Annotated in this window: 21 protein-coding genes; 18 read left to right on the top strand and 3 right to left on the bottom strand. The window is 73.9% G+C overall.

Annotation, left to right across the window (positions count from 1 at the left end; genetic code table 11):
• Positions 1–40 precede the first annotated feature (40 nt).
• Positions 41–547 carry a MarR family winged helix-turn-helix transcriptional regulator gene (locus RZ50_RS14075; protein WP_196950241.1) on the bottom strand — a complete coding sequence of 169 codons (507 nt, stop codon included), beginning with the start codon at positions 545–547 and terminating at the stop codon, positions 41–43.
• Between the two features lie 191 nt (positions 548–738).
• Here RZ50_RS14075 and RZ50_RS14070 point away from each other — a divergent pair, with 191 nt between their 5' ends.
• Positions 739–1,758: a GDSL-type esterase/lipase family protein gene (locus RZ50_RS14070; RefSeq protein WP_308271626.1), complete on the top strand. Its 1,020-nt coding sequence runs from the start codon at positions 739–741 to the stop codon at positions 1,756–1,758.
• Positions 1,759–1,765: 7 nt separating this feature from the next.
• Here RZ50_RS14070 and RZ50_RS14065 read toward each other — a convergent pair whose 3' ends face one another.
• Positions 1,766–3,067, bottom strand: a complete 1,302-nt coding sequence (locus RZ50_RS14065; RefSeq protein ID WP_196950240.1) for a M14 family zinc carboxypeptidase — start codon at positions 3,065–3,067, stop codon at positions 1,766–1,768.
• Positions 3,068–3,608: 541 nt separating this feature from the next.
• On the opposite strand from RZ50_RS14065, the gene RZ50_RS14060 reads away from it, so the two are divergent.
• The 11 genes from RZ50_RS14060 to RZ50_RS14010 all read left to right on the top strand — a co-directional run bounded on the left by RZ50_RS14060 (position 3,609) and on the right by RZ50_RS14010 (position 18,177).
• The gene (locus RZ50_RS14060; RefSeq protein WP_196950239.1) at positions 3,609–5,537 is read left to right on the top strand and encodes a TIGR03960 family B12-binding radical SAM protein; all 1,929 of its coding nucleotides are present in this window, start codon (positions 3,609–3,611) and stop codon (positions 5,535–5,537) included.
• 266 nt (positions 5,538–5,803) lie between these two features.
• Complete coding sequence (locus RZ50_RS14055; protein WP_196950238.1) at positions 5,804–6,565, top strand: TIGR03936 family radical SAM-associated protein; 762 nt, start codon at positions 5,804–5,806, stop codon at positions 6,563–6,565.
• Positions 6,566–7,000: 435 nt separating this feature from the next.
• A complete protein-coding gene (locus RZ50_RS14050; RefSeq protein ID WP_217680536.1) occupies positions 7,001–10,393 on the top strand; it encodes an Rne/Rng family ribonuclease in 3,393 nt (1,130 codons plus the stop codon).
• 229 nt (positions 10,394–10,622) lie between these two features.
• Positions 10,623–10,940, top strand: coding sequence for a 50S ribosomal protein L21 (gene rplU / locus RZ50_RS14045; protein WP_030397424.1), 318 nt, complete (start codon positions 10,623–10,625; stop codon positions 10,938–10,940).
• Between the two features lie 14 nt (positions 10,941–10,954).
• The gene (gene rpmA, locus RZ50_RS14040; protein ID WP_030058248.1) at positions 10,955–11,212 is read left to right on the top strand and encodes a 50S ribosomal protein L27; all 258 of its coding nucleotides are present in this window, start codon (positions 10,955–10,957) and stop codon (positions 11,210–11,212) included.
• 120 nt (positions 11,213–11,332) lie between these two features.
• A complete protein-coding gene (obgE, locus tag RZ50_RS14035; protein WP_196948767.1) occupies positions 11,333–12,814 on the top strand; it encodes a GTPase ObgE in 1,482 nt (493 codons plus the stop codon).
• Between the two features lie 275 nt (positions 12,815–13,089).
• Positions 13,090–14,226 carry a glutamate 5-kinase gene (gene proB / locus RZ50_RS14030; RefSeq protein WP_196948768.1) on the top strand — a complete coding sequence of 379 codons (1,137 nt, stop codon included), beginning with the start codon at positions 13,090–13,092 and terminating at the stop codon, positions 14,224–14,226.
• A 164-nt stretch (positions 14,227–14,390) separates the two neighbouring features.
• On the top strand, positions 14,391–14,912 hold the full coding sequence (locus tag RZ50_RS14025; RefSeq protein WP_196948769.1) for a hypothetical protein: 522 nt from the start codon (positions 14,391–14,393) through the stop codon (positions 14,910–14,912).
• A gap of 81 nt (positions 14,913–14,993) precedes the next feature.
• Entirely contained in the window at positions 14,994–16,316 is a 1,323-nt protein-coding gene (locus RZ50_RS14020) for a glutamate-5-semialdehyde dehydrogenase (protein WP_196948770.1), read from the top strand.
• A 102-nt stretch (positions 16,317–16,418) separates the two neighbouring features.
• Positions 16,419–16,988, top strand: coding sequence for a hypothetical protein (locus RZ50_RS14015; protein ID WP_308271793.1), 570 nt, complete (start codon positions 16,419–16,421; stop codon positions 16,986–16,988).
• Positions 16,989–17,112: 124 nt separating this feature from the next.
• Positions 17,113–18,177 (top strand): hypothetical protein, encoded by a 1,065-nt coding sequence (locus tag RZ50_RS14010; RefSeq protein ID WP_196948772.1) that lies wholly within the window; start codon positions 17,113–17,115, stop codon positions 18,175–18,177.
• A gap of 119 nt (positions 18,178–18,296) precedes the next feature.
• Here the strand turns inward: RZ50_RS14010 and RZ50_RS14005 are convergent, their stop codons facing one another.
• Positions 18,297–19,352 (bottom strand): M48 family metallopeptidase, encoded by a 1,056-nt coding sequence (locus RZ50_RS14005; protein ID WP_196948773.1) that lies wholly within the window; start codon positions 19,350–19,352, stop codon positions 18,297–18,299.
• A gap of 248 nt (positions 19,353–19,600) precedes the next feature.
• Here RZ50_RS14005 and RZ50_RS14000 point away from each other — a divergent pair, with 248 nt between their 5' ends.
• The 6 genes from RZ50_RS14000 to RZ50_RS13975 all read left to right on the top strand — a co-directional run bounded on the left by RZ50_RS14000 (position 19,601) and on the right by RZ50_RS13975 (position 23,975).
• Complete coding sequence (locus RZ50_RS14000) at positions 19,601–19,747, top strand: hypothetical protein (RefSeq protein ID WP_196948774.1); 147 nt, start codon at positions 19,601–19,603, stop codon at positions 19,745–19,747.
• A 165-nt stretch (positions 19,748–19,912) separates the two neighbouring features.
• Complete coding sequence (locus RZ50_RS13995; RefSeq protein WP_167344219.1) at positions 19,913–20,068, top strand: hypothetical protein; 156 nt, start codon at positions 19,913–19,915, stop codon at positions 20,066–20,068.
• Positions 20,069–20,192: 124 nt separating this feature from the next.
• Complete coding sequence (gene nadD / locus RZ50_RS13990; protein WP_254802479.1) at positions 20,193–20,825, top strand: nicotinate-nucleotide adenylyltransferase; 633 nt, start codon at positions 20,193–20,195, stop codon at positions 20,823–20,825.
• A gap of 13 nt (positions 20,826–20,838) precedes the next feature.
• The gene (locus RZ50_RS30120) at positions 20,839–22,635 is read left to right on the top strand and encodes a LytR C-terminal domain-containing protein (RefSeq protein ID WP_217680534.1); all 1,797 of its coding nucleotides are present in this window, start codon (positions 20,839–20,841) and stop codon (positions 22,633–22,635) included.
• Between the two features lie 234 nt (positions 22,636–22,869).
• Positions 22,870–23,328 carry a ribosome silencing factor gene (gene rsfS, locus RZ50_RS13980; protein WP_196951687.1) on the top strand — a complete coding sequence of 153 codons (459 nt, stop codon included), beginning with the start codon at positions 22,870–22,872 and terminating at the stop codon, positions 23,326–23,328.
• Positions 23,325–23,975 (top strand): histidine phosphatase family protein, encoded by a 651-nt coding sequence (locus RZ50_RS13975; protein WP_196951741.1) that lies wholly within the window; start codon positions 23,325–23,327, stop codon positions 23,973–23,975. Before rsfS ends, RZ50_RS13975 begins: the two co-directional genes overlap by 4 nt.
• Positions 23,976–24,106: the final 131 nt, after the last annotated feature.

Here is a 24,106-nt window from a genome sequence, read left to right as displayed (position 1 = left end):
TCCGGGGTCGGGTGCCCTGGGCAGCCGGGCCCGGTGGGCGTCAGTCGGCCGGCGGCAGGGCGAGGAGCTTGCGGGTGAGGCTGATCAGGGTCTGCCGCTCCTGCGGGGTGAGCGGCGCGAAGGTGCGCTCCAGGACCGGGGCCATGGCCAGTTCGGCCTCGGCGAGCGCGGTGCGGCCCTCGGCGGTGAGGGTGACGGCGTAGGCGCGGCGGTCGAGCGGGTGGCGCTCGCGGAGCACCAGGCCGGCGTCCTCCAGACCGTCCACGCAGCCGACCATCACGCTGCGGTCTATCCGCAGCTGCTCGCTCAGCTCCTGCTGGGAGCAGCTGCCGACCGCGTCCAGCATCTTCAGCACCAGGTGCTGGGCCACCGTCAACGGGCCGTCGGCGAGCTGCGCGTCGATGCTGCGGGCGACCAGGGTGGTGGCTCGGCAGAGTGCGACGTCGGGGCGCTCCCGGGTCAGGGCTGCGAAGTAGCGGCGGCGTTGGCCGGTGTCGTCCGCCCGGCTGGGCGAACTGGGGCGGGAGGTCCGGGGGGCGGTGGCCATCGGGGCTCCTTCGGTGGTGGACGGTCAGCAGCATAACGCTCCCCAGAGAATGTTTGACGGAAGATGATTTGCCGAGCTACGTTCGCAGTGTAGGTGATTGAACATCAGATTGTTTCGGGTGAGATGAACTTGGGGGGCGGGACATGGGGCAGGAGATGGGGCCGGACCTGACGGGGCGGGATCGGGCGGGCGTGACGGGCCCGGACGGTGCGGCCGAGAACCTGGCGCCGGACGATCCACGGCTCGGCTGGGACGGGATCTGCGGCTTCGAGGCCCGGGGCGGCCTCCTGCTGCCGCTGCGCCTGCCACAGGAGCGCGTCGCCACCACGCTCTCCGCCAACTTCGCCCGGCTCGCCCGACTCCCGGTCGGCGCCCGCTTCGCCGTCCGCACCGACGCCGACCGGCTGCTGCTGGAACTCGCGGCGGAGCCCGGCGACGGACCGCTGGACGTCCTGGTCGACGGCCGCCTCGCCCACCGCTGGCGCCCGGCGGGCGGTGGAACCGGCCGCCTCGCCGTGGCGCTGCCGGGAAAGCCCGCCGACGTCGAGGTGTGGCTGCCGCAGCTCTCCCGCACCTGGCTGGGGCCGGTCGGCTTCCACGGCCACCGACTGCTGGAACCGGCACGGCGGGACGGCGCGCGCTGGGTGGCGTACGGGAGTTCGCTGACCCACGCGATGTACCCGCACGGGCCGTCCGAGAGCTGGGCCTCGCTCGTCGCCCGGCGGCACGGCTGGCGGCTGCGCAACCTCGGCTTCGCCGGCGAGGCCTACCTGGACCCGCTGGTCGCCCGGGTCGTCCGGGACACCCCGGCCGAACTGGTCACCCTGGAGATCGGCACCAACGCCTACCTGCGCGGCGCGTTCACCGCGCGCAGCTGGGGGCCGGCGGTGTGCGGCTTCGTCGAGACGATCCGGGACGCGCAGCCCGACGCGGAGATCGCCGTGGTCGCCGCGCTGCCCTCGGTGGAACGCGAGCAGACCGTCAACGCCGCCGGACTCACCCTGGCGGGCATCCGCGAACTCACCGGCGACGCCGTCCGGGTGCTCCAGGGGCTCGGCGACACCCGGCTGCACCTGATCGACGGGCGGCAGGTGCTGCCGCTCGCCGAGGCCGAGGAGGTGTACGTGGACGGACTGCACCCGACGCCCGCGGGCGAGCACCGGCTGGCGGGCCAGATCGGGCCCATCCTCCGCTCACTGCTTGATGGTTGACTATGCGTCAGATCGGCTGGAGCAGGCAGTCGGCGGCGGTGAGCACCGCGCGGGTCTGGTGCGCCAACTGCTCCTGGACCGGCACCCAGCGGGCGCCGAAACGGTGGCGCAGCCGGTCCAGGCTCTCGGTGACCACGGCCCGGGCGCGCTCACGGGCGGCCTCCGCGGCCGGACCGCGGGCATCGGCGAGCAGCCGCAGCAGGATCGAGGCGACCCGCAGCGGCAGCCGGGCGGCCACCAGCCCGGCGGTGGTCGCCCGGGAGGCGCTCAACGGCCGGGGGCACCAGAGCTCCAGCCACTCGTCGGCCACCCGCGGCGCCACCGCCAGATTGAACTCGGCGGTGCGCACCAGCGGCCCGTGCTCCTTCCGGGCCTGCGCCGGGACGCGGGCGAGCAGCGCGGACAGCTCCTCGGCGCGCTCGGTGAGCCCGTGCGCGGCGTCCCGCACGGCCTGCGGCCCGGCCGGGTGCGGACGGCCGTCGCCGACCGCGTCCACCGCCCACATCGGAACCTCCAGGACGGCCGTGACCGCGCCGTACCGGGCGGCGTACGACCAGGTGGACAGCTCGGGTTCGTCCGGCAGCGCCCGGGAGGTGTCCGCGCTGCCGGGCGTCGGCATCAGGTAGGTGCCCGGCGCGGGGCTGGTCCAGCCGACCGCGTCGTAGGAGTCCACGTCCAGCGGCAGACCGGCCCGGTCCGCGGAACGGGCGAAGCGCTCGGCCAGGCCGCGTACCGGGTCGGTCAGCTGCACGAAGGCGCCGCCGAAGTCCACCCCGTGCAGCGAGCACTGGAGGAACGGGCGCAGCTCGTCGATCAGGCCGGTCAGCGCCACGCTCTCCGGCATCGGCGGGCGGCCGGAGCCGGGGGCGGGCAGCAGCTCGGGCTGCTCCTCGAAGGCGGGGCGGAAGAAGTGCTCGTAGTGGCGGCGCATGGTGAGCGGGCCGTCCAGCCAGCCGGCGTTGAGCGCGGCGCCGTCCGGATCCAGGCAGAGCAGCAGGTGCCAGGACAGGCCGGGGCGGGCGGGGCGCTCCAGCAGCACCTCGGCCAGGCGGACGGCGGAGGCCGTGCCGATCGGCTCGTTGGGGTGCGGGCCGCCGACCACCAGCGCGGCGCGCGGGCCGCGGTCGACGGAGAGCAGCAGCAGCGGGCGGCCGGCCCGGGAGCGGCCCACCTCGCGCAGTCGGCAGCGGTCCGGGTGGCGCAGGGCGAGCCGCCTGGCCGCGGACTCGGCCTGCGCCTGCGAGGGGTAGCGGGCCGGCCGGGCGTCGAGGGTCCGCAGGGGCCGGACCCGCCGACCGGTGTCGGTCATGGTTCTCCTTGCGACCGGTCGTACGGCCGCCGGGGCGCGGGCGTGCGCGCGCCGCCGGACGCGGCCTGCGGGCCGGGGACGGGCTCCGCGGGCCCGGGGGAGGGGTCGCGGAGGAACGGGGGACGGGCCGCCGGGGGAGTCGGCGTTGGCCGAGCGTACGACCCAACTCCCCTCTCCGGAAGGGGTACAGGGCCTTGGGCAGGGCCCTGTCAGTACCGCACGGGCCGTCCGGGCGTGTCAACGGCGGACGGCGCCGGGCGGCGGGCGCGCACTGCGCGTGCCGGGGCGGGCACGGGCGGGCACGGGCGGCCCGGATCGCGCGGGGGCGTACGGGGGGTCGCCATGGGTCGCTCGGGGGTCGGCCGAGGGTCGTTCGGGGGTCGGCCGAGGGTCGGTCGGGGGTTGTTCGGGGGGCGGTCGGGGGCCGGTCGGGAGCCGGGACCGCGGCCGACGGGCGGATCCCCGGATTGGGCTACCCTTGAGGGTCACCCCTCCCGTGCCGACTCGCGGCACCGAATCACGTCGTAAGGGTTCCTAGTACATGACTGTCGAATCGGTCTTCCCACGCCTGGAGGCCCTCCTCCCGCACGTCCAGAAGCCGATCCAGTACGTCGGCGGCGAGCTCAACTCGACCGTCAAGGACTGGGACGCCTGCGACGTCCGCTGGGCGCTGATGTACCCCGACGCCTACGAGGTCGGCCTGCCCAACCAGGGCGTCATGATCCTCTACGAGGTGCTCAACGAGCGCGAGGGCGTGCTCGCCGAGCGCACCTACAGCGTCTGGCCGGACCTTGAGGCGCTGATGCGCGAGCACGACGTCCCCCAGTTCACGGTGGACGCCCACCGGCCGGTGAAGGCCTTCGACGTCTTCGGCCTGTCCTTCTCCACCGAGCTCGGCTACACCAACATGCTGACCGCGCTCGACCTGGCCGGCATCCCGCTGGAGGCCAAGGACCGCACCGACGAGGACCCGATCGTCCTGGCCGGCGGCCACGCGGCCTTCAACCCGGAGCCGATCGCGGACTTCCTGGACTGCGCGGTGATCGGCGACGGCGAGCAGGCCGTCCTGGACATCACCGAGATCATCCGCGCCTGGAAGGCCGAGGGCCGCCCCGGCGGACGCGACGAACTGCTGCTGCGCCTGGCGCGCACCGGCGGGGTGTACGTGCCGCGGTTCTACGACGTGGAGTACCTGGCCGACGGCCGGATCGGCCGTGTCGTGCCGAACGCCCCGGGCGTGCCGTGGCGGGTGTCCAAGCACACCGTGATGGACCTGGACGAGTGGCCGTACCCGAAGCAGCCGCTGGTCCCGCTCGCGGAGACGGTGCACGAGCGGATGTCCGTGGAGATCTTCCGCGGCTGCACCCGCGGCTGCCGCTTCTGCCAGGCCGGCATGATCACGCGCCCCGTGCGGGAGCGAAGCATCACCGGCATCGGCGAGATGGTCGAGCGCGGGCTGAAGGCGACCGGCTTCGAGGAGGTCGGCCTGCTGTCGCTGTCCAGCGCCGACCACACCGAGATCGGCGACATCGCCAAGGGGCTGGCCGACCGCTACACCGAGGACAAGATCGGCCTGTCGCTGCCGTCCACCCGCGTCGACGCCTTCAACATCGACCTCGCCAACGAGCTCTCCCGCAACGGGCGCCGCTCGGGCCTCACCTTCGCCCCCGAGGGCGGCAGCGAGCGCATGCGCAAGGTGATCAACAAGATGGTGTCTGAGGAGGACCTCATCCGCACCGTCGCCACCGCCTACGGCAACGGCTGGCGCCAGGTGAAGCTGTACTTCATGTGCGGCCTGCCCACCGAGACCGACGAGGACGTGCTCCAGATCGGCGAGATGGCCAAGAACGTCATCCAGAAGGGCCGCGAGGTCACCGGCCAGAACGACATCCGCTGCACCGTCTCCATCGGCGGGTTCGTGCCCAAGCCGCACACCCCGTTCCAGTGGGCCCCGCAGCTGTCCGCCGAGGCCACCGACGCCCGCCTGGCCAAGCTGCGCGACTCGATCCGCGGCGACCGCAAGTACGGCAAGAACATCGGCTACCGCTACCACGACGGCAAGCCCGGCATCGTCGAGGGCCTGCTCTCCCGCGGCGACCGCCGGGTCGGCGCGATCATCCGCGCCGTCTACGAGGACGGCGGCCGCTTCGACGGCTGGCGCGAGTACTTCTCGTACGACCGCTGGATGGCCTGCGCCGAGAAGGGCCTGGCCGGCACCGGCGTCGACGTCGACTGGTACACCACCCGCGAGCGCTCCTACGAGGAGGTGCTGCCCTGGGACCACCTGGACAGCGGCCTCGACAAGGACTGGCTGTGGGAGGACTGGCAGGACGCCCTCGAAGAGGTCGAGGTCGACGACTGCCGCTGGACCCCGTGCTTCGACTGCGGCGTGTGCCCGCAGATGGACACCCACATCCAGATCGGCCCCACCGGCAAGAAGATGCTGCCGCTGACGGTGGTCAACAAGTAGTCCCCGTGCTCCTCGTGGGTTCCCCCGCGCCGGATCAGTCCGGCGCGGGGGAACCCACGTGTGGAGACCGGGTCCGCGGCTGGTGCGGCGGTTGAGGGGCCGCTCTGACCAGGGGCGGAGCGAGTGGGGTGGCGGGGCGCGTACCCTTTGAGGTGACAGAGTCCGGACAGTGGCGGGAATGTGCCACGCCGGACGGGGACAATTGACTAAAGGACTGAGCGACCCTGGCACGCCGTACGCCCGACGGTCCGCCGCCCGCGCCGACGGTGCAGCGGATTCGTCTCCGCTACACCAAGCGCGGCCGGCTCCGCTTCACCAGCCACCGCGACTTCCAGCGCGCCTTCGAGCGCGCCCTGCGCCGGTCCGCCGTTCCGATGGCCTACTCGGCCGGCTTCACCCCGCACCCGAAGGTGTCCTACGCCAACGCGGCCCCGACCGGGGTGGCGAGCGAGGCGGAGTACCTGGAGATCGGTCTGGCCGCCGTACGCGACCCCGAGCAGCTGCGGGCGCAGCTGGACGAGTCGCTGCCGGCGGGCCTTGACGTGATCGACGCGGTCGAGGTCCGGACGCCCAACTTCGTGGAGCGCCTGGAGGCCTCCGAGTGGCTGGTCCGGCTGGACGGCGTGGAGCCGGTTGAGGCCGCTTTGGCGGTCGCGCGGTTCCTCGCCGAGGAGAAGGTCGAGGTCGAGCGCCGGACCAAGAACGGCGTGCGGGTCTTCGACGCGCGCGGTGCGGTGGCGGCGCTCGAAGCCGTCGAATCGCAGGTCGACGGCGTGACGGACACGGCGGTCGGAACCGACCGCGATGTTCGGACCGGCCGTGCCTGTGCGATACTGCGCCTGGTAGTACGACACGCCACACCCGCCGTACGACCCGACGACGTATTGTCCGGTCTCCGTGCGACGGCCGACCTGGCGCCGCCGGTCCCCGCAGAGGTGACCAGGCTGGCGCAGGGGCCGCTCGACGAGGAGTCGGGCACGGTGACCGACCCGCTGGCGCTCGACCGCGCCGCGGCCCCGGCCGGCTGAGAAACGGCTGCCGGGCCGCGCGCTACCGCGTCCGCCTAGGGGGCGGAGGCCGGGTCCAGTGCCTCACTGGACCCGACGGTCCTCCAGGGTTTCCGCGGCTCCCCAGGGGAGCGAGCGTCGTCGCAGCACAGGCCGGCCACTCGGGGCCCGCCGACCAGGACGGTCGGTGGGCCCGGGACCCCGTCCGGGAGCCACCCGGGGTTGGGGGACGGCGCAGCTTGGGAAAACCTCAGAAGACTGGTCAGACCAGAAGACTTTCGACACCCCGCTGAGTGCGGGGCGCCGAGCGAGACTACGAGCCCCTGTGCGGCTTCGCGTCCGCGCGGCGGCACCGTGAAAGGGTCCGGCCCGAGCATCGTCGCGATGCCGGCCACCCACTGGTGCCGAGCCGTGCCCGGATGTGGAGCCCGGGGGCCTGACGGGAGATCCACCCGCATGCTCGATAACACCGATCCGCAGCAGTCTGCGGCAACGGAACAGAACGAAACCGCCGCGACCGGTGGCGAGGGCGCGTCCGCCGCGCCGCCGCGCCGTCGTCGCCGGGAGCCGGCGGCCGAGTCGGCCCCGGCCGAGAAGCCGGTCCGCGCCCGCCGGACCCGCAAGCGCGCCGAGGCTCCGGCCGGTGCGCCGGAGGCGACCGCGATCGTGGTCACCGCTCCGGGCGCCGCCGAGGCCGCGGTCGAGGCACCGGCTGAGAAGGCCGAGAAGAAGGAAGAGAAGGCGGAGAAGCCCGTTCGGGCCCGCCGGACCCGCAAGCGCGCCGAGGCTCCGGTCGTCGAGGAGCCCGCCGCCGAGGCCCCCGCGCCCGCCGCCCCCGTCGCCGCCGAGCCGGTGGCCGAGGAGGCCCCCGCCGCTCCGGCCCGCCGCCCCCGCCGCCGTCGCGTGGTCGAGGCCGCGCCGGTGGTCGAGGCCCCGGTCGAGGAGCCGGTGGCCGAGGAGCCCGCCGTCGAGGAGGAGCCCGCCGAGGAGGAGGCCGCCCCGGCCGCGCCCGTCGCCGCCGAGCCGGTCGCCCAGCCCGCCCCGGCCGCCGAGGCCGAGCCGCACCACCGGGTGCGCCGCCGCGCGGTCCGCCCGGCCACCGCGGTCTTCCAGGCCCCGGTCTTCCAGGAGCCCGCGCCCTTCGTCGCGCCGCAGGCGCCGCAGCAGCCCGCCGCCGCCCCGGCGCCGGTCGAGGCTCCGGCTGCCGCCGCTGCCGCCGCCCGCGAGGAGGAGGACGAGTTCGAGTACAGCGGTGTCGGCCGCCGCCGCCGGGTCCGCACCCGGGTCGAGCCGGCCCGCGCCAAGCGGGTCGTCGAGGCTCCGGTCAAGGCGCCCGTCGTGGAGGCGCCCGTTGCCGAGGCGCCGGTCGTCGAGGCCCCCGCCGCCGGTCCGGAGACCGAGGGCGAGTGGGAGGAGGACGGCCGTCCGTCGCGCCGTCGCCGCCGGGGCGGCCGCCGCCGTCGCCGTGGCGAGGCCGAGGAGGTCGAGGCCGCCGAGACCGAGCAGCCCGTCGCCGAGGAGCCGGTCGCGGCCGCCGAGGCGGAGGAGGACGAGGAGGACGACGAGCTGGCCGCGGGCCTGTCCTCGTCGCGCCGCCGTCGCCGCCGTCGCCGCCGCAGCGGTGAGGCCGGCGCCGTCGAGACCGCCGAGACCACCGAGGACGGCGTCCGCACGGTGGTGAAGGTGCGCGAGCCGCGCCGCCGCTCCACCGAGCCGTCGTTCGACCCGGACGAGGTGCAGTCCATCAAGGGCTCGACCCGTCTGGAGGCGAAGAAGCAGCGCCGCCGCGAGGGCCGTGAGCTGGGCCGCCGCCGGGTGCCGATCATCACCGAGGCCGAGTTCCTGGCCCGCCGCGAGTCGGTCGAGCGCGTCATGGTGGTGCGCCAGAACGGCCAGCGGACCCAGATCGGCGTCCTTGAGGACGGCGTGCTGGTCGAGCACTACGTCAACAAGGAGCAGGCCACCTCGTACGTCGGCAACGTCTACCTGGGCAAGGTCCAGAACGTCCTGCCGTCCATGGAGGCCGCCTTCGTCGACATCGGCAAGGGCCGCAACGCGGTGCTGTACGCCGGCGAGGTCAACTTCGGCGCGCTGGGCGGCCACGGCGGCCCGCGCCGGATCGAGTCGGTGCTCAAGTCCGGCCAGTCCGTCCTGGTGCAGGTCTCCAAGGACCCGATCGGCCACAAGGGCGCCCGCCTGACCAGCCAGATCTCGCTGCCCGGCCGCTACCTGGTCTACGTGCCCGAGGGCTCGATGACCGGCATCTCGCGCAAGCTGCCGGAGAACGAGCGCGCGCGCCTGAAGCAGATCCTCAAGAAGATCGTCCCGGACGACGCGGGCGTCATCGTGCGCACCGCCGCCGAGGGCGCCTCCGAGGAGGAGCTGACCCGCGACGTCCAGCGCCTGCAGCAGCAGTGGGAGGACATCCAGAAGAAGGCCGCGACCGGCAACGCCCCGGCGCTGCTGTACGGCGAGCCGGACATGACCGTCCGGGTCGTCCGCGACATCTTCAACGAGGACTTCAGCAAGGTCATCGTCTCCGGCGACGAGGCGTGGAAGACCATCCACGAGTACGTCTCCAACGTGGCCCCGGACCTCGCCGAGCGGCTCCAGCGGTGGACCTCCGAGGTGGACGTGTTCGCCACCTACCGGATCGACGAGCAGCTGATGAAGGCGCTGGACCGCAAGGTCTGGCTGCCCAGCGGCGGTTCGCTGGTGATCGACCGCACCGAGGCGATGGTCGTCATCGACGTCAACACCGGGAAGTTCGTCGGCCAGGGCGGCAACCTGGAGGAGACGGTCACCCGGAACAACATCGAGGCGGCCGAGGAGATCGTGCGCCAGCTGCGGCTGCGCGACCTCGGCGGCATCATCGTGATCGACTTCATCGACATGGTCCTGGAGTCCAACCGCGACCTGGTGCTGCGCCGCCTGCTGGAGTGCCTGGGCCGGGACCGGACCAAGCACCAGGTGGCCGAGGTCACCTCGCTGGGCCTGGTCCAGATGACCCGCAAGCGCGTCGGCCAGGGCCTGCTGGAGTCCTTCTCCGAGCCCTGCGTCCACTGCAACGGCCGCGGTGTGATCGTGCACATGGAGCAGCCGAGCATCCACGTCCACGCCCCGGCCGCGGCCGAGGCGCCCGCGGGCGGCGGCAAGCGCCGTCGCCGGGGCAAGGGCGGGGCGGGCCACGAGGAGCCGCAGGCCGTCGAGGCCGTGCCGGTGGTCGAGGCCGCCGAGCCGGTGCTCGTCGAGGCCGTGGTGGAGGCCGCCGAGCCGGTGCGCGAGGAGATCGAGGGCCAGCTGGCCCTGGAGGTCCCGGGCGTCGAGGCTCCGGCCGCCGAGGCCCCGGTGGTCGAGGAGCAGCCGGTGGCCGAGGTCCCCGCCGCCGCTCCGGCCGGCCGCCCCCGCCGCCGTGCGGTGCGCAAGGCGACGGCCCCGGCCGGTTCGCCGTCCGGTGCCGAGATCGTGGTGCTGCAGGCGAAGGCCGACGCGGCGCTGGAGGCGGCCCTGGAGGCCGCCGCCCCGGCGGCCGAGGCCGAGCCGGTCGTCGTCGCGGAGGCCGTGGTCGTCGAGACCCCGGCCGCGGAGGCTGCTGCGGAGGTCGCCGTGGAGGCCGCCGCCGAAGCCGCCACCGAGGCCCCCGCCGAGGCGCCGGCCGAGGAGGCCCCGGCGCCGAAGAAGCGGGCCGCCCGCAAGACCGCCGCGAAGAAGACCGCCGCCAAGAAGACCGTGGCCAAGAAGACGGCCACGGCGGCCAAGAAGACCACCGCCCGCAAGACCGCGACCAAGCGGACCAGCGCGGCGGCCAAGAAGGCGGCGGCCGCCGAAGGTGATACGGCGGCCGAGTAGTGCCCACGCCCGGGGCGGGAGCTCTCCCGCCCCGGGCCGTACGGGCCGGTTTGCCCCTTGGGCTGCCGGTCCGTATTCTTGACCATCGGCGTGTCTACGCCATTGCTCCCGAGCACATCACCTTCCCGAGGTCGCCGCGTTCGCGCGGAGGGCCGGGGAGAGGCTCCTGTGTCCGTACCCAGGTGGCTGGCGTCGGGGGTTCCGACCGAGCAAGGAAAGCAGGTACCGCATGTACGCGATCGTTCGCGCAGGCGGCCGCCAGCACAAGGTCGCCGTGGGCGACGTGCTGGAGATCGACCGTATCGAGGCCAAGCCGGGTGACTCGGTCGAGCTCTCGACCATCCTGGTCGTCGACGGCGAGGCCGTCACCTCGGACCCGTGGGTCCTGGCCGGCGTGAAGGCTCACGCCGAGGTGGTCGACCAGACCAAGGGTGACAAGATCGTCATCCTGCGTTACAAGAACAAGACCGGCTACCGCCGCCGTCAGGGCCACCGCCAGCAGCACACCGCGGTGCGCATCACCAGCATCGACTCGGTCAGCAAGTAAGGGGTTAGCGAGATATGGCACACAAGAAGGGCGCAAGCTCTACCCGTAACGGCCGTGACTCGAACGCCCAGCGCCTCGGCGTGAAGCGCTTCGGCGGCCAGGTCGTCTCGGCCGGCGAGATCCTCGTCCGCCAGCGTGGCACCCACTTCCACCCGGGTGCCGGTGTCGGCCGTGGTGGCGACGACACCCTGTTCGCGCTGACCGCCGGTGCGGTGCAGTTCGGCAACCGTCGCGGCCGCAAGGTCGTCAACATCGTGGCCGTCGAGGCCTGAGTCCCCGCGGACTCCCGGGTCTGAGAAGACTCACAGTGAAGGGTGGGCCGGAATTATCCGGTCCACCCTTCGCGCTTTACGCAGACAGCAAGCAGACTTCGCGCACTGGAGGCACACCCCATGACCACCTTCGTGGACCGCGTCGAACTTCACGTCGCCGCGGGTAACGGAGGCCACGGCTGCGCCTCCGTGCACCGGGAGAAGTTCAAGCCGCTCGGCGGGCCGGACGGCGGCAACGGCGGCGAGGGCGGCAGCGTCGTCCTCACCGTGGACTCGCAGGTCACCACCCTGCTTGAGTACCACCACTCGCCCAAGCGCAAGGCCACCAACGGCAAGCCCGGCGCGGGCGGCAACCGCACCGGCGCGGACGGCGAGGACCTCATCCTGCTGGTGCCGGACGGCACCGTGGTGCTGGACCGCCAGGGCAACGTGCTGGCCGACCTGGTCGGTCACGGCACGACCTTCATCGCCGCCCAGGGCGGCCGCGGCGGCCTCGGCAACGCCGCGCTCGCCTCGGCCCGCCGCAAGGCCCCGGGCTTCGCGCTGCTCGGCGAGCCCGGCGAGGCCCGCGACATCGTGATGGAGCTCAAGTCCGTCGCCGACGTGGCCCTGGTCGGCTACCCGAGCGCCGGCAAGTCCTCGCTGATCTCGGTGCTCTCCGCCGCCAAGCCGAAGATCGCGGACTACCCGTTCACCACCCTGATCCCCAACCTCGGCGTGGTCACCGCGGGCGAGACCGTCTACACCATCGCCGACGTGCCGGGCCTGATTCCGGGCGCCAGCCAGGGCCGGGGCCTGGGCCTGGAGTTCCTGCGGCACGTCGAGCGCTGCTCGGTGCTGGTACACGTGCTGGACTGCGCCACCCTGGAGCCCGGCCGCGACCCGCTGACCGACCTGGAGACCATCGAGGCCGAGCTCGCCGAGTACGGCGGCCTGGACGACCGGCCGCGCCTGGTCGCGCTCAACAAGGTGGACGTGCCGGACGGCCAGGACATCGCCGACCTCACCCGGGCCTCGCTGGAGGAGCGCGGCTACCGGGTGTTCGAGGTCTCCGCCGCCTCCCGCAAGGGCCTGCGCGAGCTGAGCTTCGCGATGGCGGGGATCGTCGCCGAGGCGCGCGCCGCCAAGCCGGTCGAGGAGTCCACCCGGATCGTGCTGCGGCCCAAGGCCGTGGACGACGCCGGCTTCACCATCACCGAGGAGGACGGCGCGTACCACATCCGCGGCGTCAAGCCGGAGCGCTGGGTCCGCCAGACCGACTTCAACAACGACGAGGCCGTCGGCTACCTCGCCGACCGGCTGGCCCGCCTCGGTGTCGAGGACCAGCTGTGGAAGATCGGGGCGCACGAGGGCGACACCGTCGTCATCGGCCCCGAGGAGAACGCCGTCGTCTTCGACTGGGAGCCGACCATGGCCGCCGGCGCCGAGATGCTCGGCCGCCGCGGTGAGGACCACCGCTTCGAGAACCCGCGCCCGGCGGTCGACCGCCGTCGCGAGAAGCAGAAGGGCCGGGACGCGGCCGAGGCCGAGTTCCTCGCCTTCGAGGCGCTCTCCAGCGGCCGCCAGGCCGCCATCGAGGGCGACGACGACGAGGACCAGTGAGCCGGTAGCCCGCCGACGGCCCCGCCACCCGCTTCCCGGGCGGCGGGGCCGTCGGCCTGCCCGGGGTGACGGGGCGTCGCTTCGCCCCGGCTCTCCGTCAGGGGCCGTACCAGCCGTCCGGATCGGCGTTCGGACCTGCGGCGGGGCCGCCGCCGGGGCGGGTCCAGCCGGTGAAACACCCCGGGGGAGAGCCGCGCGGATCGCGTAGATTTCGGGGGTGACGGCCGGGCCCGGCCCCGTCGTACCCGCACCACACCGGAAGGGCGAACAGCGAGATGAGCGAGGACTCTCTTCGGGAGGAGGTGCTGACCGCACGGCGGATCGTGGTCAAGGTCGGCTCCTCCTCACTCACCACGGCGGCCGGCGGCCTGGACGCCGACCGGGTCGACGCCCTGGTCGACGCGCTCGCCAAGGTGCGCCGCCGCCCGGACGCGCCCGAGGTCGTCCTGGTCTCCTCCGGCGCCATCGCCGCCGGGCTCGCCCCGCTCGGCCTGGACCGGCGCCCCAAGGACCTGGCCCGCCAGCAGGCCGCCGCCAGCGTCGGCCAGGGGCTGCTGGTCGCCCGGTACACCGCGTCCTTCGCCCGGTACGGCGTCCGGGTCGGCCAGGTGCTGCTCACCGCCGAGGACGCCAGCCGGCGCACCCACTACCGCAACGCCTACCGCACCCTGGACCAGCTGCTGGCGATGGGCGCGATGCCGATCGTCAACGAGAACGACACCGTCGCCACCGCCGAAATCAAGTTCGGGGACAACGACCGGCTGGCCGCCCTCGTCGCCCACCTCGTCCGGGCCGACCTGCTGGTGCTGCTCTCCGACGTGGACGGCCTGTACGACGGCGACCCGTCCAAGCCGGGCGCCAGCCGGATCGCCGAGGTGCGCGGCTCGCACGACCTCGACGGCATCGAGATCGGCAGCGCGGGCAAGGCCGGGGTCGGCACCGGCGGCATGGTCACCAAGGTCGAGGCGGCCCGGATCGCCACCGGCGCGGGCATCCCGGTGGTGCTCACCGCGGCCAGCCAGGCCGCCGACGCGCTGGCCGGGCGCAACACCGGCACGCTCTTCCTGCGAACCGGAGCCCGCACCTCCGACCGGCTGCTCTGGCTGGCCCACGCGAGCAGCCCGCGCGGCGCCCTGCACCTGGACGCGGGTGCGGTCGAGGCGGTGGTCTCCGGCGGGGCCTCGCTGCTGCCGGCCGGGGTCGTCAGGGTCGACGGGGAGTTCGCCGCGGGTGATCCGGTGGACCTTCTTGCCGAAAACGGCCACATCGTGGCCCGCGGACTGGTCAACTTTGATGCGAGGGAGTTGCCCCGCCTGCTCGGCCGGTCCACCCGAGACCTGGCCCAGGAGCTCGGTGCCGCGTACGAGCGTGAGGTCGTCCACCGCGACGACCTGGTCGTTCTGCGCGGCTGACCGGCCGATCGGTCGGCACCGGCCGTTCGGCGGAGTGCGGCCGGCGGGCCGCTCCGAACAGGGAGCGGTCCGGCCGCGGGCGAGGAGGGGCGCAGCCGTACCGGTCGGCCGAGGCCGACGGGGCCGGTGGGGACGACACGACATCGCCGAACAGGAGGCCGCCGGTGGAACGCAGGCGCGAGGCAGCGCTGACCGGAGGGACGGCGGGCCGGCGGCTGACCAGCATCGACGGCGGACGCGGGGACGGCCCCGCCGAGCCGGCCGGTCCGCCGCAGAGGCCCGGCGCGGTGCGCAGGCTGCGGCCGCAGCGCGCGGACGCGGCGGAGCCGCCCAGCGTGCCGGAGCAGGCGCGGCTGTGGCACGTGGTGCTGAGCGTGGCCGGGCAGGTCACCCCGCTGTCCTCGCTGCGCGCCTCGCTGGAGCAGCTGGCGCACGACCACTCGTTCTTCCTCACCGCCCGCTACGCGGCCGACCACGCCGAGATCCGCTACTGGGAGCAGGCCCGGGACCTGCACGACGCTGCGGCGATCGCGCTGCGGCTGTGGGGCGAGCACAAGGTGACCGCCAACCTGCCGCCGTGGGAGATCGTCGGCCTGGAGGTGGTCGACCGGGCGACGTACCACAAGCGGGTGGCGGAGGGCTTCGGCGATCCGCCGCCGCACCTGGGCGGCGTGCACCCGTACTGAGCGGCGCGCGCCCGCGCCGGCCCGTCTCACCGGGCGAAATGGCGGCCCGGTGGCGAGGTCGCAGTCGCTACCCTTGGCGGCATGACCAGCGATCTCGCCACCGCCGACAGCCCCGTCATCGCCGTAGCGCGCCGAGCGAGGGAGGCCGCCGCCGCGCTGGCCCCGCTGCCGCGCAAGGCCAAGGACGCCGCGCTGCTGGCGGTCGCGGACGCGCTGGTCGCCCGCGCCGCCGAGGTCGTCGCGGCCAACGCCGAGGACGTGGCCCGGGCCCGCGAGGCGGGGACGGCCGAGTCGGTGATCGACCGGTTGACCCTGACCGAGGAGCGGATCGCCGCGATCGCCTCCGACGTGCGCGACGTGGCGGGCCTGCCCGACCCGGTCGGCGAGGTGGTGCGCGGCTACACCCTGCCGAACGGCCTGGACGTGCGCCAGGTGCGGGTGCCGCTCGGCGTGGTCGGCATCATCTACGAGGCCCGGCCGAACGTCACGGTGGACGCCGCCGCGCTCTGCCTCAAGTCCGGCAACGCGGTGCTGCTGCGCGGCTCCGCCTCCGCCTACCGCTCCAACACCGCGCTGGTCGCCGTGCTGCGCGACGCCGTCGCCGCGGCCGGGCTGCCCGCCGACGCGATCCAGCTGGTGCCGGGGGAGAGCCGGGACTCCGTCCAGGAGCTGATGCGCGCCCGGGGCTTCGTCGACGTGCTGATCCCGCGCGGCGGGGCCTCGCTGATCCGTACGGTCGTCGAGGGTTCGACCGTGCCGGTGATCGAGACCGGCACCGGCAACTGCCACGTGTACGTGGACGCGCAGACCGACCTGGCGATGGCCGTCGGCATCCTGCTGAACTCCAAGGCGCAGCGGGTCAGCGTCTGCAACGCGGCCGAGACGCTGCTGGTCCACCAGGACGTCGCGGAGGCCTTCCTGCCGCTCGCGCTGGCCGCCCTGGCCGAGGCCGGGGTGACGGTGCACGGCGACGAGGCGGTGCTCAAGGCCGCCGAGGGCGGTGCGGCGACCGTGGTGCCGGCCACTGACGAGGACTGGGGCGCCGAGTACCTCTCGCTGGACCTGGCCGCGGCCGTGGTGCCCTCGCTGGACGCCGCCGTCGAGCACATCCGCCGCTGGTCCTCGGGCCACACCGAGGCGATCGTCACCACCTCGCAGGCCGCGGCCCGCCGCTTCACCCGACTGGTCGACTCGACCACGGTGGCCGTCAACGCCTCCACCCGGTTCACCGACGGCGGTGAGTTCGGCTTCGGCGCGGAGATCGGCATCTCCACGCAGAAGCTGCACGCCCGCGGCCCGATGGGTCTGCCGGAGCTGACCAGCACCAAGTACATCGTCACCGGTGACGGGCACGTCCGCGGCGAGGCGGCGCAGACCGTCGGCGGGGACGCGGGGGCCCGCTGAGCGGAGCGCGTGGGGTGGTCCGTCACACGTGTGACGGACCAACTGCCGGGAGCCACAGACAAATCGCCCGCCCGGTAATACGCTGAATCCGTGGCTGAGGATGTGGGGGGCTTGCCGTACCCCGACGGCGCCGACCACGGTGGTGCGGACGACGAGTTCGCCACCGTGGTCTTCGATGAGGCCTTCGTCCGGTCCGCGGCCGTGCACGAGCCGACGGCCAAGGAGCGGCAGCTCGCCGCCGCCGAGGCACGGTTCGAGCCGGACACCGCGGGGCCGGGGTGGGGCTATGACGTCCAGGCCGGTGACGGGCTGCCGCTGGAGCTGCGCCCGTACCCGAGCGGACTCGACGAGGACCACCTCTACCCCGACCCCTGGTCGGGCCCGGGCCGGGCGGCCGGCCGCCAGGGCCGGCGCCTCGGGCGGCGCTACGGTCCGGTGCGCGCCCGGGGGCGGTACGTCGCCCAGCAGCGCTGGCACCGGCCGGTGGCCTGGGTGCTCGCCGTGATCATGGGAGTGAGCCTGGTGGCGGTCGCGGTCGCGGCGATCTACCAGGGCGTGGGCGGCCCCTCGGGCGCGCCCCGGCGCCCGGAGTCCGGCAGCAGCAGCCCGGGCACGGAATCGAGGCCCGCGCCGGCCGAGCCGTCGCCGGTGGTCACCGCGCCCGCGGGGTAGGGCCTGTCTCCCGGATCCCTGCCGGACGCCGGGGCGTACGCCCGGGGCGGGCGGTCACGGAGTGCTCCCGGCAATCTGCGCCGGGGCCCTCGTGGCGGGGCGGGCGGGCGCCTACCCTGGTCTCATGGGTGACCCGCGCGAGCCTCCTGAGGGTACGCCCGAGGGCGGTTCCGGCAATGAGGACGAGTTCCGGTCCGTCGTGTTCGACGAGTCGTTCGTGCGGGCTGCCCGGATCCAGGAGCTGTCCGCCCGGGAGCGGCTCGCGGGCCCGTTCGGCAGGGCCACCAGGCCGCGGATGGGGCTCGGGCTGCTGGGCACCATCCCGCGCCAGGCGGCGGCCCTGCTGCTGCTCATCCTGCTGGCCTTCGGGGCCGCGGTGTACTTCGGGGTCACCTCGCCGAGGGGAGGCGTCTCGGCGCGGCCCGAGGGGAGTCAACTGACCGTGAGCCTGGTCGCGTTGAGCCCGGCCTCGGCCGTCCACCCGGTCGCCGACCCGGCGGATCCGTTCGCCGCGCTGCCGCTCGGGTACGGGGACGGTTCGGCCGGGCTGAACACCCCGGACGGGGCCGCCACCGAGCACTTCACCCGGGCCGAGGTGACCAAGGCGCTGGACACCACGCAGCGCTACCTGACCGCCTCCTCGCTGTCCCCGGCGGCACTGGTCCGGGGCGTCACCGCGGAGGTGCGGGCCTTCGTCACGCCCGGTGAGCAGGCCCAGTTCGACGCGAGCGCCGCCCAGCCGGTCGACGACCGGCACCACGCGCTGACCGGCTGGGTGGTCCGCTTCGACCCGGCGCAGGTCGCGCTGGCGACGGACACCGTGAAGGTGGTCGGCGCGATGCGGGTCGACGAGGCGGACAGCGGCACGCTGCAGATCACCACCGACCACACCTTCGTCTACGCGTTGAAGCCGGCCGGCGCCCCGGCCGGCTCGCCGGTCACCCTGGAGACCGTGCGGCGCGAGCTGACCTTCCAGTTCGACCGGGTGGACCTCGCCTCGGCGCAGCTGCGGCTGGTGGACTCGGTGGTGCAGGCCGGGCCGGAGCCCTGCACCAGCTCGATGGCGGGCTACCTGCAGCCGGTGCTGGCCGCCGCCCAGGGCGCCGCGGTGGCGCCGCCGACCGCGATCGACCCGGGCAACCACGCGCGGCCGGCCTGGCAGGTGTGCGGGGTGCTGGCGGGGAGCTGACGGAACGGATTGCGTGGACGGATACGCGGACGGCCGGCGCCCCGGGAGGGGCGCCGGCCGTCGTCCGTGCGGGGCCGGCCGTCGCGCTCAGCCGTCGTGGTGCCCGGCCGCCGTCGCGCTCAGCTGTCGTCCCGCTCCGAGGAGGAGCCGCCGCGGTTGGTGCCGGTGAAGGTGTCGCGCAGCTTGCCGCCGACGGTCGCGGCGCCGCCGGCCACGTCCCGCAGCAGGCCCATCAGCGGGTCCTTGCTCTCCTTGACCGAGGTCGAGTAGTGCTCCGCGGCCGCCTTCCACTGCTCGCCGACCGAGGCGTCCCGGTCGTCCGTGCGGCGCGGGTAGGCGCCGGCCAGGATCGAGCGGTACTCGTCGCTCTCCGCCCACTTCTTCAGCTGGGCGACCCGGACCACCGCGAAGGGGTGGGTCTGCGGCAGCAGCTGGAGCAGCTTCAGCACGCCGTCGCGCAGGTCGCCGGCCTTCTCGTACTCCTCGGCCTGCTCCAGGAAGGCGTCGACGTTCATCTCGCCCAGGTTGTGCCCGCCGGCCAGCTTCATCAGGGCCCGCATGGAGGCTTGGAGGTCCTGCCCGGCGAGCAGGCCGGCCCGGTCGCTGGACAGCTCGGCCTTGCGGAACCACTCCTTGAGCGCGGTGACGAGGGCCGTGATCGCCAGGTTGCCCAGCGGTATCCAGGCGATCCGGGTGGCGATGTTGGTGAGGATCATCAGCATCGTCCGGTAGACGGCGTGGCCGGACATCGCGTGGCCGACCTCGTGGCCGACGACCGAGCGCAGCTCCTCCTCGTCCAGCAGCTCGACCAGGCCGCTGGTGACCACGATGATCGGGGTGTCGATGCCGATGGTGAAGGCGTTGACCGCCGGGTCCTGGGTCACGTACAGGTCCGGGACCTGCTCCAGGTCGAGCGCGTAGGCGGCGTCGCGCACCATGTCGTACAGCTCGGGGAACTGGCGCTCGGAGGTCTTCACGGCGGTGGCCAGGAACATCAGCCGGATGGCGCGCTCGGAGACCAGCCCGGCGAGCTTCTTCAGGATGTCGTCGAAGCCGGACAGCTTGCGCAGGGCGACCAGGGCCGAGCGGTCGGCGGGATGCTCCCACGCCCGGGTGGAGATCTCGGGGAACCGCTGGCGCCGTCGGCTGGGGGTCTTCGCGGTCGGGTCGGTCATGGTCTGAGTACCTCCTGGTCGACGGCGGCCCCGGCCGCAGTGGCCGGCCCCCGCTGGTCTTCGCCTGCAACGACTGTCTGTGCAACGTCCGCGGTTGCGTACTCGTCCCCGCGGCCAGCCTACGCGCGGGGCGGAGCGTGGCGCAGGGGCCGGTGGGTGGCGCCGGTGTGAGGCGGGTTTACCCTGAATGCCCTGGAGAACCGAGACCGGACCCGGCCGCGGTACCGAGCAGTTCGAGGAGCCCTCAGATGTCCACCGACACGCTGGTCAGCCTGGCCGCCCCCATCTCCAACGAGTCCGGCCCGGGCCTGTTCCTGCGGATCATCGTGATCGCGTCCTTCGTGGGGATCGGCCTGCTGGTCTGGATCATGGCCCGCGCCTTCCGCGGCAACTAGGACCCGTCCGGGAGGCGCCGTCACGCGGTGGAGGCTCACGCCCGGTCAGCGGCGGTGGGCCGCCGAGCGGTTGCCGTGTAACCACCCGTACGATGACGGGTGGGCCCTCACCGGCCCGGAACAACCCCCAGGTCCGTTCACCGAGCCGAGAAGGTCCCGCCGACCATGAGCACTGCTGCCGCACTCCCCGTTCTGAACCTGCTCGCCGAGGGCGAGGGGGGCAACCACGACAGCCTGAACCCGCTCCTGACGGGTGGCGCCGCACTGGTCATCCTGCTGCTCCTGCTCTTCGTGACCACCCGCTTCAACCGGGACCGCTGAACCGCGTCGCGGGACCGCTCGGGGAGCGTCCGGCCACCGGGCCGGCCGCTCCCTCACGCATCTGCGAACAACCCCCACCAGGGCGTTCCCGCCCCGTAACAGGCGTCGCGTAAGGTGTGGCGGCATGGGAGAGCAGGCCGGGATTCCCGGCGGACCGGAACCGGTGAAGAAGCGCCTCGGCGTGATGGGCGGCACCTTCGACCCCATTCACCACGGCCACCTGGTCGCCGCCAGTGAGGTGGCGAGCGCGTTCCACCTGGACGAGGTGATCTTCGTCCCGACCGGGCAGCCCTGGCAGAAGAGCGACCGCCAGGTCACCCCGGCCGAGGACCGCTACCTGATGACGGTCATCGCCACCGCGGAGAACCCGCAGTTCTCGGTCAGCCGGATCGACATCGACCGCCAGGGCCCGACCTACACCGTCGACACCCTGCGCGACCTGCACGCCCTGAACCCGGACGCCGACCTCTTCTTCATCACCGGTGCCGACGCGCTCGCCCAGATCCTCTCCTGGCACGACTCCGACGAGCTGTTCTCGCTGGCCCACTTCATCGGGTGCACCCGCCCGGGGCACACTCTGTCGGACGCCGGACTTCCGGTGGGCGGGGTCTCCCTGGTGGAGGTCCCGGCGCTGGCCATCTCCTCCACGGACTGCCGCAACCGGGTCGCCAAGGGCGAGCCGGTCTGGTACCTCGTCCCGGACGGCGTGGTCCGCTACATCGACAAGCGGGCGCTGTACGCGCCGCACGGGACCTGAGCCAGGAGCGGGCGTGACGGAACGCAGCGGCCAGCAGCCGGAGGAGTGGTCCACCGGGCAGTACCAGCAGCCGTACCAGGGGTACCAGCAGGAGTACCCGCAGCAGCAGGGCCAGTACGAGCAGCAGCAGTACGACCAGTACGGGCAGCCGGTGTACGGGCAGGGCACGTACGGGGGCGGCTACCAGGAGCAGGCGTACCAGCAGGGGTACCAGGGGTACCCGCAGCAGCAGGGCCAGTACGAGCAGCAGCAGTACGACCAGTACGGGCAGCCGGTGTACGGGCAGGACCCGTACGGCGGCTACCAGCAGCAGGCGTACCAGCAGCAGCCGTACCAGGCCGCCCCGGTCGTCGCCGAGCCGGAGCCTGAGCCCGCGACCGCCGAGCCCGCGACCGCTCCGGCTCCCGCCGCGACCGCCGCGACCGCCGCGACCGCCATCGTGCCGCCGCCGCGCGCCCGCACGGCCCGGCCCGCCGCCGAGGCGGCCCCGGCCCAGCCCGCGCCGCCCTCCGAGCAGGTCGCCGGGGCCCGGGCCGGGAAGGCCGGCGGCCGGGCGCCCAAGGACTCCTACACCACGGGCGAGTTCACCTTCGTCGACGAGGAGGCGGAGCAGTCCGAGGACGTCATCGACTGGCTGAAGTTCGCCGAGTCCCGCAGCGAGGTGCGCGCCGAGCGGCGCCGCAAGCTGCGCAACCGGCTGATCGGCCTCGGTGTCGTGGTGGCGCTCGCGGCGGGCGGCGTGGGCGGCTACCTGTGGTTCACCGGCGGCAAGCCGACCGTGGCCGCCGCGGTCGGCGGGCGCCAGGTCAACGTCGTCCACCTGCGCGACCTGCAGGGCAAGATGTCCAGCGCGCTGCTGGTCAACGACGCCTCCGGCAAGAAGGGCACGGTGCTGCTGCTGCCCGACACCCTGCGGCTGCCCGGCCCCGGCGACCCGCCGGTGACCACCGTCGGCCAGGCCATGGACGCGATCGGCGCCTCGGCGACCCGCGACGGCCTGGCCACCGTGCTCGGCGCCCCGGTGGCCGGCACCTGGCGGCTGGACACCCCGTACCTGGAGATGCTCGTCTCCCAGCTCGGCGGCATCCGGGTGGACACCAACGCCGAGACCCACGAGGGCGGCAAGCCGGACGGCAAGCTGCTCTCCCCGGCGGGCAAGAACATCCTGCTGAGCGGGAAGGCTGCGGTCGCGTACGCCACGCTCCAGGCGCCGGGCGAGAACCGGGACGCCCAGCTGGCCCGGTTCGGGCAGGTCATGGACGCGGTGGTGCGCACCATGCCGACCGACTTCAAGGACGCCAAGGACGACGTGCACCGGATGAACGCGGTGCTCGACCCCTCGCTGCCCGAGGACGCCCTCGCGGGGGTGCTCGCCCAGCTCGCCCAGCAGGCGAAGGACGGCCACTTCGGCACCAGCGCGCTGACCGTCAAGCCGGACGGCGGCCTGGACGAGGCGACCGCGGGCAAGCAGGTCAAGGACGTGCTCGGCGGCACCGTGAAGTCCGCGGCCTCGGCCGACGCCCCGGCCCGGGTCGCGCTGCAGGACGCCTCCGGCAGCGACACGGCGGCGGCCGCCGCACAGGTCCAGATCGTCAACTCCGGCCTGACCTTCGTGCCGGGCGGCGCCAAGACCGCCCCGCAGGCCGCCAGTGAGATCCGCTACACCGACGACGCCCGGCAGGCCGCGGCGAAGTCGCTGGCGACCAGCCTGGGTCTGCCGGACACGGTGGTGAAGAAGACGGGCGACGCCCAGACCGCGGACCTGGTGGTCGTGCTCGGCAAGGACTACCAGCCGCCGAAGAACCAGTAGGCGGGCGCGGGGCCGTGTCCGTCGGCGGTCCGGGCGGCCTCCGGTGCCCTCCGGGGCCTCGGGTGGCCGCCGACGGCTTTCGCGGCCCCGGCGGTTTCGGCCGCCCCGGCGGCTCCGTGGCGGCCCCGGGGGTCCTGGAAAACGGTTCCGGGGCCGCCGGGACGGCGTGAGATCCTGGAAGGCGACCCCGGCCGTGCGCCGGGGCGCCCCAAGCCGCCGAGCCGGAAGAACACCGTGACCGTCACCGACCACAGCCAGCAGCTCATCACCGTCGCCGCGCAGGCGGCGGCCGACAAGCTCGCGCACAACATCATCGCCTTCGACGTCAGCGAGGTGCTGTCGATCACCGACGCCTTCCTGATCGCCTCCGCGAACAACGACCGCCAGGTCCGCTCGATCGCCGAGGAGATCGAGGACCAGCTGCGCGAGCAGCTGGACATCAAGCCGGTGCGCCGCGAGGGCGAGCGCGAGGGCCGCTGGATCCTGCTCGACTACCTGGACATCGTGGTGCACGTCCAGCACTCCGAGGAGCGCTCCTTCTACTCGCTGGACCGGCTCTGGAAGGACTGCCCGGAGCTGCCGCTGCCCGAGGACGCCCTGGCCTCGCGCAACCGCCCCGACGCCATCACCGACCAGGCCGGCAACGCCGTCGCCCCGGCCGACGACTTCGGCAAGCCCGAGGACCTGCACTGAGCCGGGACGCGCGCGGCCCGCGCATCGTCTTCTGGCGGCACGGTCAGACCTCCTGGAACCTGGAGTCGCGCTTCCAGGGCACCACCGACATCGAACTGACCGGCCAGGGCGTCGTGCAGGCCCAGCGGGCGGCCCGGCTGCTCTCCGGCCTGCGCCCGGACCTGCTGATCTCCTCGGACCTCAAGCGCGCCCGGCGCACCGCCGAGGAGCTGGCCGCGGTCACCGGCCTCGACGTGCAGCACCACGAGGGCCTGCGGGAGACCTACGCGGGCTCCTGGCAGGGCCTGACCAACGCCGAGATCCGCGAGCGCTACCCGGAGGAGTACGCGGCCTGGGCGGCCGGCGATCCGGTGCGCCGCGGCGGTGGCGGCGAGCTGGCCACCGAGGTCGCCGACCGCTCGGTGCCGGTGGTGCTGGAGGCCGTCGCCAAGCTGCCGGAGAACGGCACGCTGGTCGTGGTCAGCCACGGCGGCACCATCCGCACCATGCTCGGGCGGCTGCTGGCGCTGGAGCCCCCCCTGTGGGAGTGCTTCGGCGGGCTGTCCAACTGCTGCTGGTCGGTGCTCGGCCGGGGGGCGCGCGGCTGGCGGCTCCTGGAGCACAACGCGGGCACGCTCCCGCAGCCGGTCATCGGCGACGACACCTGACGGCTCCGGCACGGGCCCCCGCGGGGGCCCGGCGGGGGCCCTGGAGAGGGCGGATTTCGCAGTTCCGGCCCTGACCAGCTAGAGTCTTCCTCGTTCGCAGGGAAGGAACGCGGCCCGGAAGGGAAGCGGGA

It is taken from the genome of Kitasatospora sp. SUK 42 (genome assembly GCF_015776785.2).
Taxonomy (GTDB): Bacteria; Actinomycetota; Actinomycetes; order Streptomycetales; family Streptomycetaceae; genus Kitasatospora.
Note: the sequence above shows the minus strand (reverse complement) of the source record. Positions and strands in the feature narration are given on the sequence as shown.

Bases quoted from the DNA above. Each gene is read 5' to 3' on its own strand.
- RZ50_RS14075 (WP_196950241.1), bottom strand. From the start codon at position 547: ATGGCCACCGCCCCCCGGACCTCCCGCCCCAGTTCGCCCAGCCGGGCG.
- RZ50_RS14065 (WP_196950240.1), bottom strand. From the start codon at position 3,067: ATGACCGACACCGGTCGGCGGGTCCGGCCCCTGCGGACCCTCGACGCC.
- RZ50_RS14060 (WP_196950239.1), top strand. From the start codon at position 3,609: ATGACTGTCGAATCGGTCTTCCCACGCCTGGAGGCCCTCCTCCCGCAC.
- RZ50_RS14050 (WP_217680536.1), top strand. From the start codon at position 7,001: ATGCTCGATAACACCGATCCGCAGCAGTCTGCGGCAACGGAACAGAAC.
- rplU (WP_030397424.1), top strand. From the start codon at position 10,623: ATGTACGCGATCGTTCGCGCAGGCGGCCGCCAGCACAAGGTCGCCGTG.
- rpmA (WP_030058248.1), top strand. From the start codon at position 10,955: ATGGCACACAAGAAGGGCGCAAGCTCTACCCGTAACGGCCGTGACTCG.
- obgE (WP_196948767.1), top strand. From the start codon at position 11,333: ATGACCACCTTCGTGGACCGCGTCGAACTTCACGTCGCCGCGGGTAAC.
- proB (WP_196948768.1), top strand. From the start codon at position 13,090: ATGAGCGAGGACTCTCTTCGGGAGGAGGTGCTGACCGCACGGCGGATC.
- RZ50_RS14020 (WP_196948770.1), top strand. From the start codon at position 14,994: ATGACCAGCGATCTCGCCACCGCCGACAGCCCCGTCATCGCCGTAGCG.
- RZ50_RS14010 (WP_196948772.1), top strand. From the start codon at position 17,113: ATGGGTGACCCGCGCGAGCCTCCTGAGGGTACGCCCGAGGGCGGTTCC.
- RZ50_RS14005 (WP_196948773.1), bottom strand. From the start codon at position 19,352: ATGACCGACCCGACCGCGAAGACCCCCAGCCGACGGCGCCAGCGGTTC.
- RZ50_RS14000 (WP_196948774.1), top strand. From the start codon at position 19,601: ATGTCCACCGACACGCTGGTCAGCCTGGCCGCCCCCATCTCCAACGAG.
- RZ50_RS13995 (WP_167344219.1), top strand. From the start codon at position 19,913: ATGAGCACTGCTGCCGCACTCCCCGTTCTGAACCTGCTCGCCGAGGGC.
- nadD (WP_254802479.1), top strand. From the start codon at position 20,193: ATGGGAGAGCAGGCCGGGATTCCCGGCGGACCGGAACCGGTGAAGAAG.